We start from the raw sequence: 17,384 nt of genomic DNA, 5'->3' as shown, positions 1-17,384 counted from the left end.
AGGTTTTTAAAAAATTTGTTGTTTTTTTAATAATTTATAGATAGGTTTACGCCCTTGAATCTCGAAAATTTAACCTAAAGACCTATGAAGAAGTTTATTGCATTAGCTGCAGTCGTTGCCTTTATGTACAGTTGTAACTCTGGAGACAGAGGAGAATTAGTAGGGGCAAAAGGCAAAAAGTGGTATCCCGAAAAACCTTACGGAATGACTCTAATCCCAGGTGGATCCTTCATCATGGGTAAATCTGACGATGATTTTGTTGCGGTAAATGATGCCCCAACAAAGACTGTTACTGTTCGTTCATTTTATATGGATGAAACTGAAATTACGAATGCCGAATACCGTCAATTTGTTGAATGGGTACGTGATTCAACAGTTCGTCTTCGCCTAGCGATTCTTGCTGATGAGGTAGGATCTACTCCAGGAGAAGGTGAAGGTAGTATAGGAGATTATGCTTTTGTTGATCAAGAGAATGAAGAAATGACTCCTTACGACCAATACATGTATGATAATTATTACGGTATGGGTGAAGATTTCTACGCGGGTAGAAAGATCAATCACGATGTTGACCTAATTTGGGATACGGCAGAGTATCCTGATGAATATTATTCAGAAGTAATGGATAGTATGTACATTCCTGCTGAGGAAGCATACAATGGTCAGCGTACTATTGATGTTGACAAATTGAAATTCCAGTATACATACATGGACATTCAAGCTGCGGCAAGAGATAAATCAAAAAACAGAAAAGATTTTATTAAAAAAGAAGAGGTTAAGATCTATCCGGATACTACGGTATGGATTAGAGACTTCAATTATTCTTACAACGAGCCGATGCACAATGATTATTTCTGGCATGAGGCTTATGGAGACTATCCTGTTGTAGGTGTTACTTGGAAACAGGCAAAGGCATTTTGTGCTTGGAGAACTTTATACAAGAACTCTTATCAGAAATCTAGAAAACGTCAGCATGTAAATTCTTTCCGTCTTCCTGGAGAAGCAGAGTGGGAATACGCTGCTCGTGGTGGCTTAGAATCTGCAACCTTCCCTTGGGGTGGTCCATATGCTAAAAATGACCGAGGTTGTTTTATGGCAAACTTTAAACCGCTTCGTGGTGACTATGCAGCAGATCAAGCACTCTACACTGTAGAGGCAGATGCTTATGAACCAAACGACTTTAACTTGTATAATATGGCAGGTAATGTTGCCGAATGGGTAGCTTCATCTTATGATGCTGCGGCTTATGAGTATACTTCAACTATGAATCCGAATGTAAATGACGATACCAATATGCGTAAAGTTGTTCGAGGTGGATCGTGGAAAGATGTTGCATATTTCCTACAAGTAAGTACACGTGATTACGAGTATGCAGATTCTGCACGTAGTTATATTGGTTTCCGTACTGTTCAGGATTATATGGGAACTGATGTAGTTCTGAATGAAAAATTCGGAGATGCACGCTAATCGCTACTCCTTTTAAAAAAAAAACTAAACTAAAAACTTAATCTTAACTTAACTAAACTATTTATTATTATGGCACAGTCAAAATCATCCAAAAAACTGTTTAATATGGCCTATGGGCTTGGAGCATCTATTGTAATCTTAGGTGCATTGTTTAAAATTCTTCACTGGGAGTTAGGCCCGCTTAATGGTGGTATTCTTCTTGCTGTTGGTTTGATTACTGAAGCGATCATTTTTGCTATTTCGGCATTTGAGCCAGTAGATGATGATTTAGATTGGTCTCTAGTGTATCCAGAACTTGCTGGTGGTGCAGGTAGCTCAAAGAAGGCGATGAAAGAGCCAGAAGATGCTAAAGGAATTTTATCTAAGAAGTTAGATGAGATGTTAAAAGATGCAAGAATCGATTCAGAATTAATGACTAGCTTAAGCGATAGTATTCGCTCGTTTGAAGGAGCTGCAAAAGGTATGGCCCCAACAGCCGATGCAATGAATTCAACTAAGAAATACAGCGAAGAAATGGCATTAGCCGCTGCACAAATGGAATCATTAAATAGCTTATATAAAGTACAGGTTGAGTCTACAAGCCGTCAAACGGAAGTAAATGAGCGTGTTGCTGAAAATGCTGAACAACTAAAAGCACAAATGGAGCACCTTGCTACAAACCTTTCTTCATTGAACGGTGTTTATGGAGGTATGCTTTCTGCAATGACAACAAGAAACTAGGAATTGTTTTTCACCCTATTTATTAATTACTAAAATAAAATAAAATGGCAGGAGGACAATCCCCTAGACAAAAGATGATTAACCTGATGTATCTGGTTTTCATCGCAATGTTAGCATTAAACATGTCGAAAGAAGTATTATCTGCTTTCGGACTGTTAGATAAAAAGATCTCAGAAGCGAATACAGCAACTTCAGAACGTAACGATGCCTTTATGGCAAACTTAGCTGAAAAAGCAACTGACGCTCCTGAACAATACGCAGCTGTAAAAGAAAATGCAGACAAAGTATCTCAGATCTCTGCAGATCTTGACGCGTATATTCAATCATTAAAATCGGCTGCAATAGAGCCTCTTGAAGATCCTTCAGATTACGAAGTGATGGACAAGCCAGATCACTTCAATAATTTGTTTTTTACTGGTGAAAATTATAAGCCAGAAGGACAAGAGTTTATTGATAAAATGAACGAATACAGAACTAAAATGATGGCTGTGCTGCCAGATAGTACATTTCCAAATGTACAAAAAGCGATCAATCAGAATTTTTCTACTGCGGAAGTAAAAGATCGTGACGGAAAGAATCGTGCTTGGTTAAATTATAACTACGAAGGATTTCCTTTAATTGCGTCATTGACCAAATTAACACAAATTCAAGCCGATATTAAAACGACTAAAAGTGAAGTGTTACAAAAAATGTTAGCCGGACAACAAGCTTCTGCTTTATCGTTGAGTAACTACAACACTTTTATGGATGTTCCTAAATCAGCTTTTTATCCTGGAGAGACTTTTAATGGAGCTATCTTATTAGGTAGAACCGATGCGAGTACTGTGCCACAAAGAGAAGATCTTAAATTGGATGGAAAAAAACTTGAAAGAGGTAAAGACTACGATATTCAAGGAGGTAGAGTTGTTCTTAAAGTAGGTGCTGGAAGTCCTGGTGACCATAAGATAGAGGGATTCCTTTACTATGGTGAAGGTGGAAAAGAAATTGAAGTTCCAGTAAATACTGGTTTTGCTACAATTTCGAAGCCTAACGCTGCGGTGATCGCTGCAGACAAGATGAACGTTGTTTATCGTGGGGTAGTTAACCCAATGACGGTTTCTATTCCTGGAATTCCTGATAGTAAAGTATCTGCATCTGGTGCTGGTCTTAGTAAAGTATCTGGAAGTAAATATAATATGAGTCCGGGTGCTGGTAGAACAGTAACTATTACTGCAAGTGGTACATTGCCAGATGGTCAGCGAGTAAGTAGCTCTAACGAATTTAGAATTAAAGACATTCCTGCACCAACTGGAACCATCCGTGGAGAAGCTGGTATGGTGAAAATGAATCGTAACGGATTAGAAATATCTACCGTTGGATCTATGTTGGAAGATTTCGATTTTGAGTTAAACTTACAAGTTACTGGCTTTAGCTTTAAAGTATCTGGTCAACCTACCGTTCGTGTGAATGGAAATAAATTAGATGGTTCTGCGAAAAGTGCCTTACGTAGAGCAAAACGTGGTGAAACAGTTCAAATCTTTGATATTATTACAAAGATCGGTGGAAGCCCAATTAAGTTAAAAAGAACTGCACCAGTGGTTATTGAATTAACGAACTAGAATTAAAACCTACTATATGAATTTGAAGAATGTTGTTTTATGTGTCTTTGGTCTATTAATAGGCTTTGCTAGTGCGAATGCACAAGTGAATCTACTAAACGCCAAAACACCAGAAGATATAGGCAAAAAGACCGCTGATCAGATTGCCTATGATAATGATGAGCCGTTACCTTACGGTTATGTTGACAAACGTGATGTGCTTTGGTCTAAGACAACTTGGGAAATCATCGATCTTGATGAACGTGTGAACTTCCCGTTGTATTACCCAATTGATACAAACAACATTGGTTCAGACAGACGTTCATTGTACGATGTGCTTGTTCGTGGTATCAAACAAGGAAAAATTGAACATGTTTATGCAGATTCATATTTTACCGAAAAGCGTACTCTTGGAGATATTGATGCTTCTTTAGTATATCGTGATACAACAGATCTTGGTATTGAGCAATTCAACGCAGAAGGCTATGTAGACGCCGAATATATTCGTGAGTTTACGCTGGATGCTGGAGATATTGAAGAATGGAGAATTCGTGGATATTGGTACCTAGACAAACGTCAAGGTGAGCTTAAATATCGTCTATTAGGTATTTGTCCAGTAGCTGGTGAAGCGCGTTCTAAAGCCTTTGAAGATGATGGGATGAATTCAAAAGTTGAACTGTTCTGGATATGGTTTCCAAGTGCACGAGGGATCTTGCATGAAAGTAAAGCCTTTAACCGCAAGAATACGTCACAACCTATTTCCTATGATCACTTATTAAATTCGCGTCGTTTTCACGCCGTAGTTTATAAAGAAGACAATGTTCAAGGTGACCGTTCAGTGAATGAATATATCAATGACAATGCGTTAATGCAATTGTTAGAGTCTGATCGAATTCAAGAACAAATTCGAAATATAGAAATGGATCTTTGGAACTACTAGTTTTTAAGATTTTATAAATACAAAACCCTCTTTGGTGAAAACCTTAGAGGGTTTTTTACTTTAAATATAAGTAGTTATAATTTTTTGATTCATTATTTGTCCATAATCCATAATCCCATCACCCATCTCCCATCTCGTTTTTCCACGCTAAAATCTCTTATAGAACATCTATCTTTACAGTATGAAAGAAGTAGATTACATCATTGTTGGTTTGGGAATTGCCGGTCTTAGTTTTGCCGAGCAGTTGAGCGCGCATAACAAAAGTTTTATCGTGATTGACAAGGGCATAAATGGGTCTACAACCGTTTCTGGAGGAGTTTTTAATCCTACAGTTTTAAAACGTTTTACAGCCGCTTGGAACGCAAATACCTTTATCGAAGATGCTTTACCTTTCTATCGAGAACTTTCCGTAAAACTGCAAGTCTCTATTGTAGAAACACTGCCTGTATATCGCATACTAAAAAGTATTGAGGAGCAAAACAATTGGATGCTCGCTAGTGCAAATGAAAGTGTAGGATCTTTTCTTTCTTCGGAAATTTTAAATAACCAAAATACTTCGATCATTGCACCCTTTGGCTTGGGTAGCGTGGTTCGTGCAGGCCGTATTGATCCGTCGCTCGTATTAAAAGCTTATAGTATTCACTTAGACAAACAAGGCAAATTACGTTCCGAAAGCTTTCAATACGATATGCTAACCCGTATTAACGGAAGAATCTGCTACAAAGATCTTTCGGCGAGGCAAATTGTTTTTGCTGAAGGCGCAGCCGCGATACATAACCCAGCCTTTCCGAAGAAATTCTTAGTAGGAAACAAAGGAGAATACATCATTATTAAAGCTACAGAGCTTAAATGTACTGCAATTTTAAAAGGACCTATGATGGTGATTCCTTTGGGTAACGACCTGTATAAAGTGGGTGCTACGTACAGCCGGGATGATTATACGCATCACACTACCGACATAGCATGTGAAGAAATTGCAACAAAACTCAAAAAGATGATCTCGTGTGATTTCGAAATTATAAATCAGGTTGCAGGTGTTAGACCTACAGTTAAAGATAGGCGTCCGTTATTAGGAGCCTTACCCGATCAAACTAATGCATACTACTTTAATGGATTGGGAACGCGCGGTATACTTATGGCGCCTTCCTTATCGGCTACGCTTTATGAGCATATAGAAAAAGGTACGCCACTTCCGGAAGAGGTAAATATTCAGCGATTTTTATAAAATTTACACCTTCGACTTGTCGAAAGATAAAAAGAAATTGATCCAAATATTTCTGGAGAGTCGTAAAATGATAGGAAGTAAAGCGATCAAAGTTATAATAATTATGACCATTGAAATTCCTATTCCTAGCCCAAAACCCCAATGAGACAATACAAAAGCGATCCCGGCAAAAATAATCCCTACCGGATAACTAACATACATAGCGCCGTAAAAAAAAGAAGGTTCGATCTTAAATTTTTGACCACAATGAGGGCAGCGCTCGTGCATTTCTAGGGTAGTGGATAATTTATAAGGATTCTTATTTTTGTACATACTACTGCTTTGGCATACGGGACAGGTGCTAGTGAAGATACTATATAGTTTGGAGCCTTTCATTTGCTGTACGTTTGATTTTTTTTGCACCACAAAATTAAGCATCTTTGCAAACCTTCGGGCTTTTTGATCATATTATTTACTTATACTCGCATGTTAAACATTCACAATCTATCAGTTTCCTTTCAAGGGGAATATTTATTTGAAAAGATCACCTTTCAACTTGGCGCGGGAACGCGCGTAGGATTGGTTGGCAAAAATGGTGCTGGTAAGTCAACTTTACTCAAAATTATCTCTGGCGAACAAGAGTATGATGAAGGACAAATTGCAACAGATAAAGAAACTTCAATTGGGTTCTTAAAACAGGATATCGACTTTGTAAAAGGGCGTACCGTGTTAGAGGAATCATACCAAGCCTTTGTTGAGATCAAAAAACTTGAAGCACGCCTTGAGGAAATCAATACGCAATTAGCCGAGCGTACCGACTATGAAAGTCAGAGTTTTGAGGATCTTATGATCGAACTCAACGAAGTTCAACATCAGTACGAAATTCACGGTGGCTACAACTACCAAGGAGAAACGGAACGGATCTTACTCGGATTAGGTTTTGTACGCGAAGATTTTGAAAAAGCAACTGATACTTTTTCGGGAGGTTGGCGTATGCGAATTGAACTGGCAAAACTCTTATTGCAGAACAATGATATTTTACTGCTTGATGAGCCAACAAACCACTTAGATATTGAGTCTATTATGTGGCTTGAAGAATTCTTGAAATCGTATCCCGGTGCGGTAGTAGTTGTGTCTCACGATAAAATGTTCTTAGATAATGTGACCAACCGTACCATTGAGATTTCCCTTGGAAAAATTTACGATTACAATAAACCGTATTCACAATATTTAATACAGCGTGCCGAATTACGCGAACAACAGCTCGCTTCTCAGAAGAATCAACAAAAGCAGATCGAGCAAACGGAAAAACTGATTGAGAAATTTCGTGCGAAAGCAAGTAAAGCTACCATGGCGCAATCACTTATTAAAAAGTTAGATAAGATTGATCGTATTGAGGTAGATGAAGATGATAACAGTGTTATGACTTTGCGCTTTTCAACCTCTCTAACTCCAGGAAAAGTCGTTATTGAAGCTGAGGCTGTATCTAAAAATTACGGTGAAAAGAGAGTACTTAAAAATGTTGATCTTTTGGTTGAAAGGGACAGCAAAATTGCTTTTGTAGGCCAAAATGGTCAAGGGAAATCAACCTTAGCAAAAATCATTGTTAATGAATTGGATCACGATGGGTCACTCAAACTGGGTCACAATGTTCAGATCGGTTACTTTGCTCAAAATCAGGCCGATTATCTCGATGGAACCAAAACGGTTGAAGAGACCATGATCGATGCCGCCGATGAAAAAACAAGGCCTCGTGTTCGAGATATTTTAGGATCGTTTTTATTTCGTGGGGAGGAAGTAGATAAATATGTGAGAGTTCTTTCGGGAGGTGAACGAAACCGTTTGGCATTGGCGAAATTATTGTTACAGCCTTTCAATGTTTTGGTGATGGATGAACCTACCAATCACTTGGATATTAAATCTAAAAATGTTTTAAAAGAATCCCTCAAAAATTTTCAGGGGACACTATTACTTGTTTCTCACGATCGTGATTTCTTGCAAGGTCTTACCAATAAGGTTTACGAATTTAAAGATCGTAAGATCAAGGAATATTTGGGTGATATCGATTATTTCTTAGAGCAACGAAACCTTCAAAATCTACGAGAGGCAGAAAAACGAACGGTTGTGGCTTCCGAAGAAAAAAAATCGGAACAAGGTGGAAAACAGAGCTACGAAGATCAAAAAAAGCTAAAGTCACTTCAGAATAAATTAAGCAAAACAGAAGCTGAGATCAATAAATTAGAACGTGAGATCAAAGCTGTTGACGTTGAATTGGCTATTAATTATGCCGAAACCATTGCAAAGCCAGACTTTTTTGATCGATATCAAGCTAAAAAAGATAAGTTGTCGAAACTTATGGAGGCATGGGAAAAAGTAACATTAGATCTGGAGGCTTACAATTCGTAAGGCGTTAATTAAGATATTTTTAACGTATAGCGTTGGCGATGCGTAGTATTTTTGACGTCTAACCTTCAAAACACTGCGTGTGCGAAATACTTTACTAACCATTCTAGGAATACTTTTTATTGTAGGTGCCTATTTCTTGGGAGATTACATAGTCGAAAATAACACCAAACCAAAGCCTGTCTTTGAAAAGGTTATCAAGACAGTCTTTGTAGAGGAGGCTAAAAATGGGACTGTTCCAGTACTACTACCAGCAAATGGAACGCTGGAAGCTAAAAACAAGTTGGAACTCTACTCTGAAGTGCAAGGGGTATTTCAATATAGTTCACAAACTTTTAAAGCTGGCCAGCCTTATAGTAAAGGTCAAACCTTACTCCGAATCGAAGCCGCCGAATTCTACGCCTCAGTGCAGGCATCCAAAAGTGAGTTTATCAATTTGATAACCTCCTTAATGCCCGATCTGCGCTTAGATTATCCAGAAGCTTTTCCTACCTGGTCTGCTTACTTACAGTCTATTGATGTAAACAAAAGTTTGCCAGCATTACCAGAGGTTTCTTCAGAAAGTGTCAATTATTTTATTACAGGTCGGGGTGTTCAAAGTTCATACTACAATATAAAAAACCTTGAGCAGCGACTAGGTAAATATTCCATACGAGCTCCTTTCAATGGTATTCTTACAGAAGCATTGGTTACACAAGGGACTTTGGTGCGCTCTGGACAAAAATTAGGAGAGTTTATTGATACTTCTGTGTTTGAGGTAGAATTAGCTATTGCCAAAGGATTTAGCGATCTCCTAAAAATTGGAGAAGCTGTTTCACTTACCGCACCTACAGCCGATACTACTTACACTGGAATAGTAAGTAGGGTGAATGGTCGTATTGACCCAGCAACGCAAACTATCAAAGTATTTGTTGAAGTAAAAGGTGAAAATTTAAAAGAAGGCATGTATTTGGAAGCCATATTAGAGGCGAAAAAACAAGAAAATGCTATTCAAATATCCAGGAAACTCATGGTTGATGAGGACCAGATTTATGTAGTTAGAGATAGCGTTTTAGATCTACTCAAGGTAAAACCTATTTATTTCGCACCTGATAGTGTGATTATTCAGGGCGTGCCAGACGGGACTAAATTATTGGCAATGCCAGTTCCTGGTGCCTACGCGGGTATGATGGTAAAGATCAATCAAGACCAAAGCCTTAGTAACGATACCTCAACCAGTCAACAATAGTATGAAAAAAATAATAAGCTATTTTATTAAGTACGAAGTTGCAGGGAATGTGCTCATTTTTGCATTTATTATCTTCGGAATTATTGGAATGCTTCAACTCAAATCCTCTTTTTTCCCTTTACAGGAGTCGGAGACCATTAGCATTAGCATGAGTTATCCAGGTGCTGCGCCTGAAGAGATAGAAGAAGGTGTTGTACTTAAAATTGAAGATAATTTAAAAGGGCTTATAGGTGTAGATAGAGTTACGTCAACTTCCAGAGAGAACGGCGGGAGTATCATCGTTGAGATCGAAAGCGGGGAGGATATTAACGATATGTTGGCGGAAGTAAAGAACGCGGTAGATCGAGTTCCTAATTTTCCCACAGGAATGGAACCTCTTGTAGTTGCCAAACAAGAACGAATACGGCAAACCATAGATTTTGCAATTAGTGGAGATCAGATTGAATTAAGTTCTCTAAAACAAATAGGGAGGCAGGTTGAAAATGACCTTCGTGCTATGGACGGAATTTCTCAGATCTCTATCTCAGGCTATCCAGAGGAGGAAATAGAAATTGCGGTTCGGGAAAATGACCTTTTAGCTTATAATCTTAGTTTTACGGAAGTGTCACAAGCCGTGTCACAGTCTAACATTCTTACTACAGGAGGAAATATTAAGACCAATGCAGAAGATTATCTGATTCGTGCCAATAACCGAAGTTATTACGGAAATGAGCTCAATAATTTAGTGGTTCGCGCCAATGAGAATGGAACAGTAGTTCGTTTGCAAGATGTAGCAACAGTTACAGACCGTTTTTCTGAAACACCAAATGCTTCTTATTTCAATGGAAACGTTGCAGTTAATGTTGAAATTACAAACACTAATAGCGAAGATCTGATCTCTACGGCAGATCAAGTTAATGCGTATATCGATGCATTCAATCAGAAGTACACAGGAGTACAGATTGATGTGGTAAGTGATTCTTCGGTTCGTTTGAACGAAAGAACAAAACTATTAGTAGAAAATGGCGCTGTCGGAATAATTTTGGTACTGATATTCCTTTCGATCTTTTTAAATACGCGCTTAGCGTTTTGGGTGGCTTTTGGATTGCCAATTTCCTTTTTAGGGATGTTCATCTTTGCGGCGCAATTTGATGTTACCATCAATGTGTTATCGCTCTTCGGAATGATCATTGTTATCGGGATCTTGGTTGACGACGGAATTGTTATTTCGGAAAATATCTATCAACATTACGAGCGCGGGAAAACGCCTATTCGTGCAGCGATTGACGGAACTATGGAAGTGCTTCCGCCTATTATTTCTGCGATTATCACTACTGTTCTTGCTTTTTCAACCTTTCTATTTCTCGACGGGCGTATTGGTGATTTCTTTAGTGAGGTTTCCGTGATCGTGATTTTAACACTTACAGTTTCTCTTGTTGAGGCTCTCATCATATTACCCGCGCATATTGCGCATTCTAAAGCATTAGTACGAGAGACGGAAGCGGAAAAAAAGAAGAAAACAGGAATTGCAAAGCTCTTTTTAAAGCTTCGAGCGATCAATGCTTATGGCGACCGATTTATGCGCTATTTAAGAGATACTATCTATAGTCCAGTACTTCGTTTTGCCTTAAACCAGCGTTTTCTCACTTTATGTATTCTTATAGGATTGATGATCATAACTGTGGGGTCTTTTAGAGGTGGAGTGATACGTGGTGCCTTTTTTCCAAATATCGCGAGTGATCGTGTTAGTATTGACCTTTTGATGCCTGAGGGAACCAACCCTAAGATTACCGATTCGATCATATCACTTGTTGAAGCTGCGGCATGGAGGGTAAACGAAGATTTTACAGCAAGACAGAGTGGAAATAAACAGGTAGTCGAAAATATTATCAAGCGCGTAGGTCCAGGAAATAACAAGGCATCGATCAATGTAAATTTACTGCCAGGCGAAGAACGTGATTTTTCATCTCCTGATATTACCAATGCTATACGGGCGGAAGTGGGTCAGGTTTATGGTGTAGAGCGCCTCACTTTTGGCTCTGGAGGAAATTTTGGCGGGAGTCCGGTTTCTGTCTCATTGTTGGGAAACAACACAAGAGAATTGAAACAAGCCAAAGAGGAATTAAAGAGTATACTCGAAAATAATGTGTTGTTGGCAGATGTTTCCGATACGGATCCTGAGGGGATCAAAGAAATTAATATCACTTTAAATGACAATGCGTACGCGTTGGGATTGAATCTTCAGGAAGTAATGAGGCAGGTGCGTGCCGGATTTTTTGGATTGCAGGCGCAGCGTTTCCAGCGTGGACAGGATGAAATAAGAGTTTGGGTCCGGTATAATCGCGAGAACCGAGAGTCAATCAATGATCTTGATGATATGCGTATTATTACAGCTGCTGGTTTACGTGTTCCTTTTTCAGAAATTGCCACCTATACCATAAAACGGGGTGACGAGAGTATTAGTCATTTAAACGGACAGCGGGAAATTCAGGTAAATGCAGATCTTAAGGACCCAAAAGGGAGTCCGACGGAGATCTTGGAAGACATACAGACCAATGTAATGCCTGAAATTTTAAGTAAATATCCAACAGTTTCGGTTTCTTATGAAGGACAAAATAGAGAAGCAGGTAAGTTAACGCGTTCTGCTAAAACAGCCGTTCCTATTGTGCTTCTATTGATCTATATAGTGATCGCTTTTACCTTCCGAAGTTACAGTCAGCCACTTTTATTAATGCTTTTAATACCGTTTAGTTTTATTGCGGTAGCATGGGGGCACTGGATTCATGATTTTCCTATCAATATATTATCGGCTCTTGGTATAATCGCCTTAATAGGTATTATGGTAAATGATGGGCTCGTACTTATTGGGAAGTTTAATAGCTATTTAAAAGAGGGAATGAAGTTTGACGAGGCCCTGTATGAGGCGGGTAGATCTCGATTTAGAGCGATTTTTCTAACCTCTCTTACAACCATTGCTGGGATAGCGCCTTTATTATTGGAGAAAAGTAGACAGGCGCAATTCTTAAAACCAATGGCAATTTCTATAGCCTACGGAATAGGAATTGCAACGGTACTAACACTTATCTTTTTACCAGTACTATTAGCAATGACAAATAGTTTCAAGACAGGCGGTTTATGGTTGTTTACGGGACGAAAAATAAGCAAGGAAGAGGTAGAACGAGCTATTAAAGAACAACACGAAGCTGATGACCACAATAGCGAGTATGAAGATGAATATAATAGTGACAATGCAGATTATAAGAAGGCGAGAGAAGTGGCAACAGATTATCCAGAACAAACAGAAAGTTACAAGTAAGATGAGAATAATTGTATTGTGTGTGTTGTTTTTGAGTTGCTTCGGAAATGTTTCGAGCCAAGAGGTCAAGCTGCTTACCAAAGGGGAAGCGGTTTCTGAGACTTTGGAACAAAACTTCGGAATTGTGATCGCAAAGAATAACGTAGCGATCTCTGAAAACAACGCGGGAATCTTGAATTCAGGGTATTTGCCTTCACTTACAGGAAACGCTGGAGCCAACTATAATGTAGAGAACCAAGATGTGACTTTTCAAGACGGTCGTACTACTACAGTTGATGGTGCAGAAACTACACGTTATAATGCCTCTCTGAATTTAAATTATACCTTATTTGATGGCTTAGGGCGTTGGTACGACTATAAAAGCCTGAAAGAAGCGTATAATCTGAGTCAGTTGCAGGCGCGAGAAACCATAGAAACTACGTTGCTTCAATTGTTTACGGTGTATTTTGAAGTTGCGCGATTAACGGAGAATGTACATGTTTTGGAAGGAACCTTTCAGAATACAAAGAAGCGACTAACACGTGCCGAATATGCATTTGATTATGGGCAAGTGAACAAATTGGATGTTTTAAATGCCGAAGTAGACATTGTGACCGATAGTATTAATTTGATGAATGCCCGACAAGATCTTCGAAATGCAAAACGCGACTTAAATGTGGTTACTAATGCGGAAGATTTGGAACGTGATTTTAAAGTTGATACCGTTATTCAGTTCTCGAACCGATTGCAATTGGAAACTTTTTTACAAGAAGCAGATACCAACAACGTTCGCTTATTGCAAGCCAATGCGAGCAAAACCATAAGTGAGTACAACTATAAAGCAAGTAAGTCTGTGTACCTTCCTAGTGTAGGTCTAACGGGGTCTTACGGATGGAATGAGGGCAATTTTCCATCTACAAGTTTTGCTAGTAGTAACACCACTGTTGGGCTTTCGGCAGGGCTCAATCTAACATGGAATCTCTTTGATGGTGGTAGTGGCATTACTGGGGTTAAGAATGCAAGAATTCAAGTTGAAAATGATCAAATTTTCAAGTCGCAGCTCATTTCCGAAGTAAAACGTGATATTGCAAATGCTGAAGGAAATTACAAAAATCGCTTAGCTATATTTAGACTACAAGAACAGAATGTGATCACAGCACTTAATAATTTTGACCGAAGTAATGAGCGGTACAAATTAGGGCAGATTAGTTCGGTTGAATTGAGACAAGCGCAACTCAACCTGCTCCACGCTCAAACCAATAAAAATTTAGCCAAATATCAGGCGAAGTTGGCCGAATTAGAGCTTTTACAGCTTACTGGACAACTTCTGAATACCGAGTGGTAATGGAAGAACATTTTTTTCAATGTCCGTATTGTTGGGAAGAGATTTCAATGTTACTCGATGTTTCTGTTTCTTTTCAGAAATATATAGAAGACTGTGAAGTTTGTTGCAATCCCATAGAAGTGTCTGTAGGTTATGAAGATGGTCAGCTTGCTACGTTTGTTGTGGATAGTATAGAACAATAAGGTTTTCAGCTAAATCCTTATTCCATTAGATTTGCTATCTTTATAGGAACTAACCACAGCAAGCATGTTATCAGATTTTAGTTTATCGGACAATACCGTCGGATTCTTAATAGAAGGAACTTTCGACAAAGAAATGGCGTCAAAGCTCATTTCAAATATTGAGGCTAAATTGGATTTCTATGATACCATCAATCTCTACTTGGAAGACGTTAATATTGAAGATTTTTCTATATCAGCTGTTTTGGAAGAAATGCTTTTTAAGGTAAACCATTCAGACCGATTTAATAAGATCGCTTTAGTAACCGACAGAAAATGGTTTAAAGCATGCGCTGCGATTACGAAGATGTTCATGAGTAGCCAAACTCGTACATACTCTCCAGAGGATCGTGTGGATGCAATTACATGGGTTTCTAGTCCGGATTAACGTGCTTTTCCGTCACCTACCAATGTAGCGAGCAGACCTTTTTGTAAGTTTAGCCACAGGTAATTAAAGAAAGATTTTGACCTATCAGGCGTAACTGTTCCACTCCCTTCTCTAAATGTTTTTTCTTTATCGTCACTATTTTTAGAAATAAAGATATTCGCTATGGCCGAAAAAAGCTTGTTTTTTTTATTCCCTCGCTTGTTTAAAATATTTACTTTAAAGTCTTCATACTGCATACGCATAGTCACGTGCGAGGTACTAGACGACCCATCAATAGTAGCGTAGGTCTTTTCGGTAATACCAGTCAACCGAATGTTTAAATTTGGTTCCGTAAAGCTATTTAATCGAGGGGCTTCTAGCTTTCCCAGATCCATTTTAAATAAGAATTGATCATTTATATTCTGAATATCAAAAGACCAATCAACTATGAGCGGTGCCACATCCATAAAATTTGCATTTAGCATGATACGCGTGGCATTCTTATTTTCAGTACGATTGTTTAGATCTGAAATGGTGGCGTTTAAGGATGCAAAAGTTATGGTTCCTGGAGGTTCGTCAGCTTTTACCTTTTCTCGATAAGTGAGTGAGCCGTTTAGTAATTTAACCGAATCGATGGCTAATTTAAATGGGAGTTCCCTAAGAGCGGCGCTATAGAGTTTTTTAATACTGTTGTCATCGGCAATTAGTTTGTTTCTGTAGATCACAGCCTGGGGCGAGTAAAGTGTTATTTGTTTTGCTGTTGTGAACAAGGTTTGCTGCTCAAATCCGAAATCAAACTTATCTAAGGTTAGTTTTTGAAGATTCAAATTAAAATGATCCCGTTCTTTTTTAAGCATTTTATCATAGGTAGCGATATCATATTTTGTTGAAAACTCAATGTCTTCTATTGACACTTTTTTATCTTTTATGTTGAAGGATCCCGTGCGAAGGTTTTCATAGTCATTGGCTTTAACAAAGATCGAATCTCCTGATGCTTCAAAATTGCTGTATTTAAAAGGAATTTTTTTAAGGATTGATTGCGCCGTGATTTCAATATCATCTATTTCTATGGTTGTGTTTTGAGCCATTAGAGACACCGTTTCTTTATCATCATCGTAAATGTGAAGAGATGTATGGTCAATACTCAATTCGTCAATGATAATGGGTTTGTAAATTTTAATGGATGCTTTATTGAGTGTATCCTTAACTTTTGAAAAGCGATTCTTAAAATAGGTGATTGTCGGATTTTGGAGTTTGATATCTTCGAGATGAATTTCATCTTTAAAAAGATAATCGAAATAGCTAACATCTTCGATAATCAATTGTTCAACTGCTACAAACGTATGTATTTTGCTATCATTTTGATTTTTGATCTCTATGGCAGCATCTTTGATCGTTATTGTACCTTCAAAGATGTTAATGTCCAGAGATTGATAGGATTGTGTGATATGACTTGGCAGACGTGAATCTATAAAATTCTTTACTTTATTCTGAATAGTGAGATTAATATAAATGGTAGCCCCCATGAATAGAAGAGACATGATCAAGCCAATATAAATTACCCATTTGATTGTTTTCAACATAAAATAAAAGTAATAAAGAAATTCTTTTTTGAATTGTTTTATTACTTTTCATTTTAGCTCATATCGGTCTATTTAATTTTTGTAAATCTTAGTTGTTAGAATAAAAATCCTTTGTATATTTGCAATCCAATATTTCTGTCGGCATTATGAACCGAAAGTTTAAAGCTAAGTGAAGTTTGGATTTATATCGCGGGATAGAGCAGTAGGTAGCTCGTCGGGCTCATAACCCGAAGGTCACTGGTTCGAGTCCAGTTCCCGCTACTAGTAAAGACAAGGCTTCTGAGAAATCAGGAGCCTTTCTTGTTTCTTCAGGTACAACATAGGTACAACATATTAGAGTTTTCCTTTTCCAAGTACAAATTATTACTATTTGCTTTTAAAAGCGGTCAAATACTATTATTTAAGCGTTGCTTCCCTAGATTTTCTAGCTCAAACCACAGGAAATCAGTTTGTTTAAAGTGGAACGCATCAAATTAAATAATTGTTAAACTCAATAAAAACTGTTAAAATTTTGTAATTTTGTATTAATGAAAAAGTTTTTTCATAAAATAGTATCAATTTCAATGGCATTTGTAGTTTTATTCTCTACGATGTCATTTACTATAGATATGCATTATTGTGGAGACAATATGGTGGATTACTCTTTCTTTCATAACGTAGAAACTTGTGGAATGGAAAAAGAACAGTTAGCTTCTAATTGTGAAAACCCAACACTTTCGAAAAAGTCTTGTTGTTCAGACGAACAATTAATTATACAAGGACAGGACGATTTAAAAGATAATTTTAGCACGCTTACATTCGAGAAACAGGTTTTTGTTGCATCCTTTATATATTCTTATATCAACCTTTTTGAAGGAACAGCATCTAAAGAAGTTCCTTTTGTAGATTACCCACCGCCCTTTGTCAAACGGGATGTGCAAGTCTTGCACCAGACATTTTTAATTTGATTTATTAGACAGTATTAAATGCGCCCAGCGATAATTATCGTTTTGGGCTCAACTTGTTGTATTTGTTTTTCTGTATTCCAGAATACCAAATCTTTCATAACTGTTTAATTATCA

14 protein-coding genes and 1 tRNA gene are annotated in these 17,384 nt (G+C 37.9%); 13 read left to right on the top strand and 2 right to left on the bottom strand.

All coding sequences use genetic code 11. The features are described from left to right. Window positions 1-84 precede the first annotated feature (84 nt). The 5 genes from porK (at window position 85) to ACY2RU_RS02905 (ending at window position 5,926) form a co-directional block, all read left to right on the top strand. Window positions 85-1,464, top strand: a complete 1,380-nt coding sequence (gene porK, locus ACY2RU_RS02925) for a T9SS ring complex lipoprotein PorK/GldK (RefSeq protein WP_490136904.1) — start codon at window positions 85-87, stop codon at window positions 1,462-1,464. Between the two features lie 69 nt (window positions 1,465-1,533). Next, window positions 1,534-2,184: a type IX secretion system motor protein PorL/GldL gene (gene porL / locus ACY2RU_RS02920; protein ID WP_490136903.1), complete on the top strand. Its 651-nt coding sequence runs from the start codon at window positions 1,534-1,536 to the stop codon at window positions 2,182-2,184. Window positions 2,185-2,228: 44 nt separating this feature from the next. Further along, entirely contained in the window at window positions 2,229-3,782 is a 1,554-nt protein-coding gene (porM, locus tag ACY2RU_RS02915) for a type IX secretion system motor protein PorM/GldM (protein ID WP_490136902.1), read from the top strand. A 16-nt stretch (window positions 3,783-3,798) separates the two neighbouring features. Next, the gene (porN, locus tag ACY2RU_RS02910) at window positions 3,799-4,701 is read left to right on the top strand and encodes a type IX secretion system ring subunit PorN/GldN (RefSeq protein ID WP_490136901.1); all 903 of its coding nucleotides are present in this window, start codon (window positions 3,799-3,801) and stop codon (window positions 4,699-4,701) included. 181 nt (window positions 4,702-4,882) lie between these two features. Next, entirely contained in the window at window positions 4,883-5,926 is a 1,044-nt protein-coding gene (locus ACY2RU_RS02905; RefSeq protein ID WP_490136900.1) for an NAD(P)/FAD-dependent oxidoreductase, read from the top strand. Between the two features lie 3 nt (window positions 5,927-5,929). On the opposite strand, the gene ACY2RU_RS02900 is transcribed toward ACY2RU_RS02905, so the two are convergent. Next, on the bottom strand, window positions 5,930-6,238 hold the full coding sequence (locus ACY2RU_RS02900; protein ID WP_490136899.1) for a DUF983 domain-containing protein: 309 nt from the start codon (window positions 6,236-6,238) through the stop codon (window positions 5,930-5,932). A gap of 153 nt (window positions 6,239-6,391) precedes the next feature. Between ACY2RU_RS02900 and ACY2RU_RS02895 the strand changes: the two genes are divergently transcribed. The 6 genes from ACY2RU_RS02895 to ACY2RU_RS02870 all read left to right on the top strand — a co-directional run bounded on the left by ACY2RU_RS02895 (window position 6,392) and on the right by ACY2RU_RS02870 (window position 14,761). After that, window positions 6,392-8,311 (top strand): ABC-F family ATP-binding cassette domain-containing protein, encoded by a 1,920-nt coding sequence (locus ACY2RU_RS02895; RefSeq protein ID WP_490136898.1) that lies wholly within the window; start codon window positions 6,392-6,394, stop codon window positions 8,309-8,311. Between the two features lie 79 nt (window positions 8,312-8,390). Beyond that, window positions 8,391-9,536 (top strand): efflux RND transporter periplasmic adaptor subunit, encoded by a 1,146-nt coding sequence (locus tag ACY2RU_RS02890; RefSeq protein ID WP_490136897.1) that lies wholly within the window; start codon window positions 8,391-8,393, stop codon window positions 9,534-9,536. Between the two features lies 1 nt (window position 9,537). Next, a complete protein-coding gene (locus ACY2RU_RS02885) occupies window positions 9,538-12,831 on the top strand; it encodes an efflux RND transporter permease subunit (RefSeq protein WP_490136896.1) in 3,294 nt (1,097 codons plus the stop codon). A gap of 1 nt (window position 12,832) precedes the next feature. Continuing rightward, window positions 12,833-14,155: a TolC family protein gene (locus ACY2RU_RS02880; protein WP_490136895.1), complete on the top strand. Its 1,323-nt coding sequence runs from the start codon at window positions 12,833-12,835 to the stop codon at window positions 14,153-14,155. Further along, window positions 14,155-14,337, top strand: coding sequence for a CPXCG motif-containing cysteine-rich protein (locus ACY2RU_RS02875; protein ID WP_490136894.1), 183 nt, complete (start codon window positions 14,155-14,157; stop codon window positions 14,335-14,337). Before ACY2RU_RS02880 ends, ACY2RU_RS02875 begins: the two co-directional genes overlap by 1 nt. Window positions 14,338-14,401: 64 nt before the next feature. Beyond that, a complete protein-coding gene (locus ACY2RU_RS02870; RefSeq protein ID WP_490136893.1) occupies window positions 14,402-14,761 on the top strand; it encodes a SpoIIAA family protein in 360 nt (119 codons plus the stop codon). Here ACY2RU_RS02870 and ACY2RU_RS02865 read toward each other — a convergent pair. Next, the gene (locus ACY2RU_RS02865) at window positions 14,758-16,323 is read right to left on the bottom strand and encodes an AsmA family protein (RefSeq protein ID WP_490136892.1); all 1,566 of its coding nucleotides are present in this window, start codon (window positions 16,321-16,323) and stop codon (window positions 14,758-14,760) included. The genes ACY2RU_RS02870 and ACY2RU_RS02865 overlap by 4 nt on opposite strands. A gap of 188 nt (window positions 16,324-16,511) precedes the next feature. Between ACY2RU_RS02865 and ACY2RU_RS02860 the strand changes: the two genes are divergently transcribed. Both ACY2RU_RS02860 and ACY2RU_RS02855 read left to right on the top strand, forming a co-directional pair. After that, window positions 16,512-16,584: transfer RNA gene (locus ACY2RU_RS02860), tRNA-Met, on the top strand. 266 nt (window positions 16,585-16,850) lie between these two features. Beyond that, window positions 16,851-17,270, top strand: coding sequence for an HYC_CC_PP family protein (locus ACY2RU_RS02855; protein WP_490136891.1), 420 nt, complete (start codon window positions 16,851-16,853; stop codon window positions 17,268-17,270). The last annotated feature ends 114 nt before the right edge of the window (window positions 17,271-17,384 follow it).

Source organism: Ulvibacter sp. 2305UL32-6, assembly GCF_058148545.1.
This window is presented reverse-complemented; position numbering and strand designations above follow the sequence as displayed.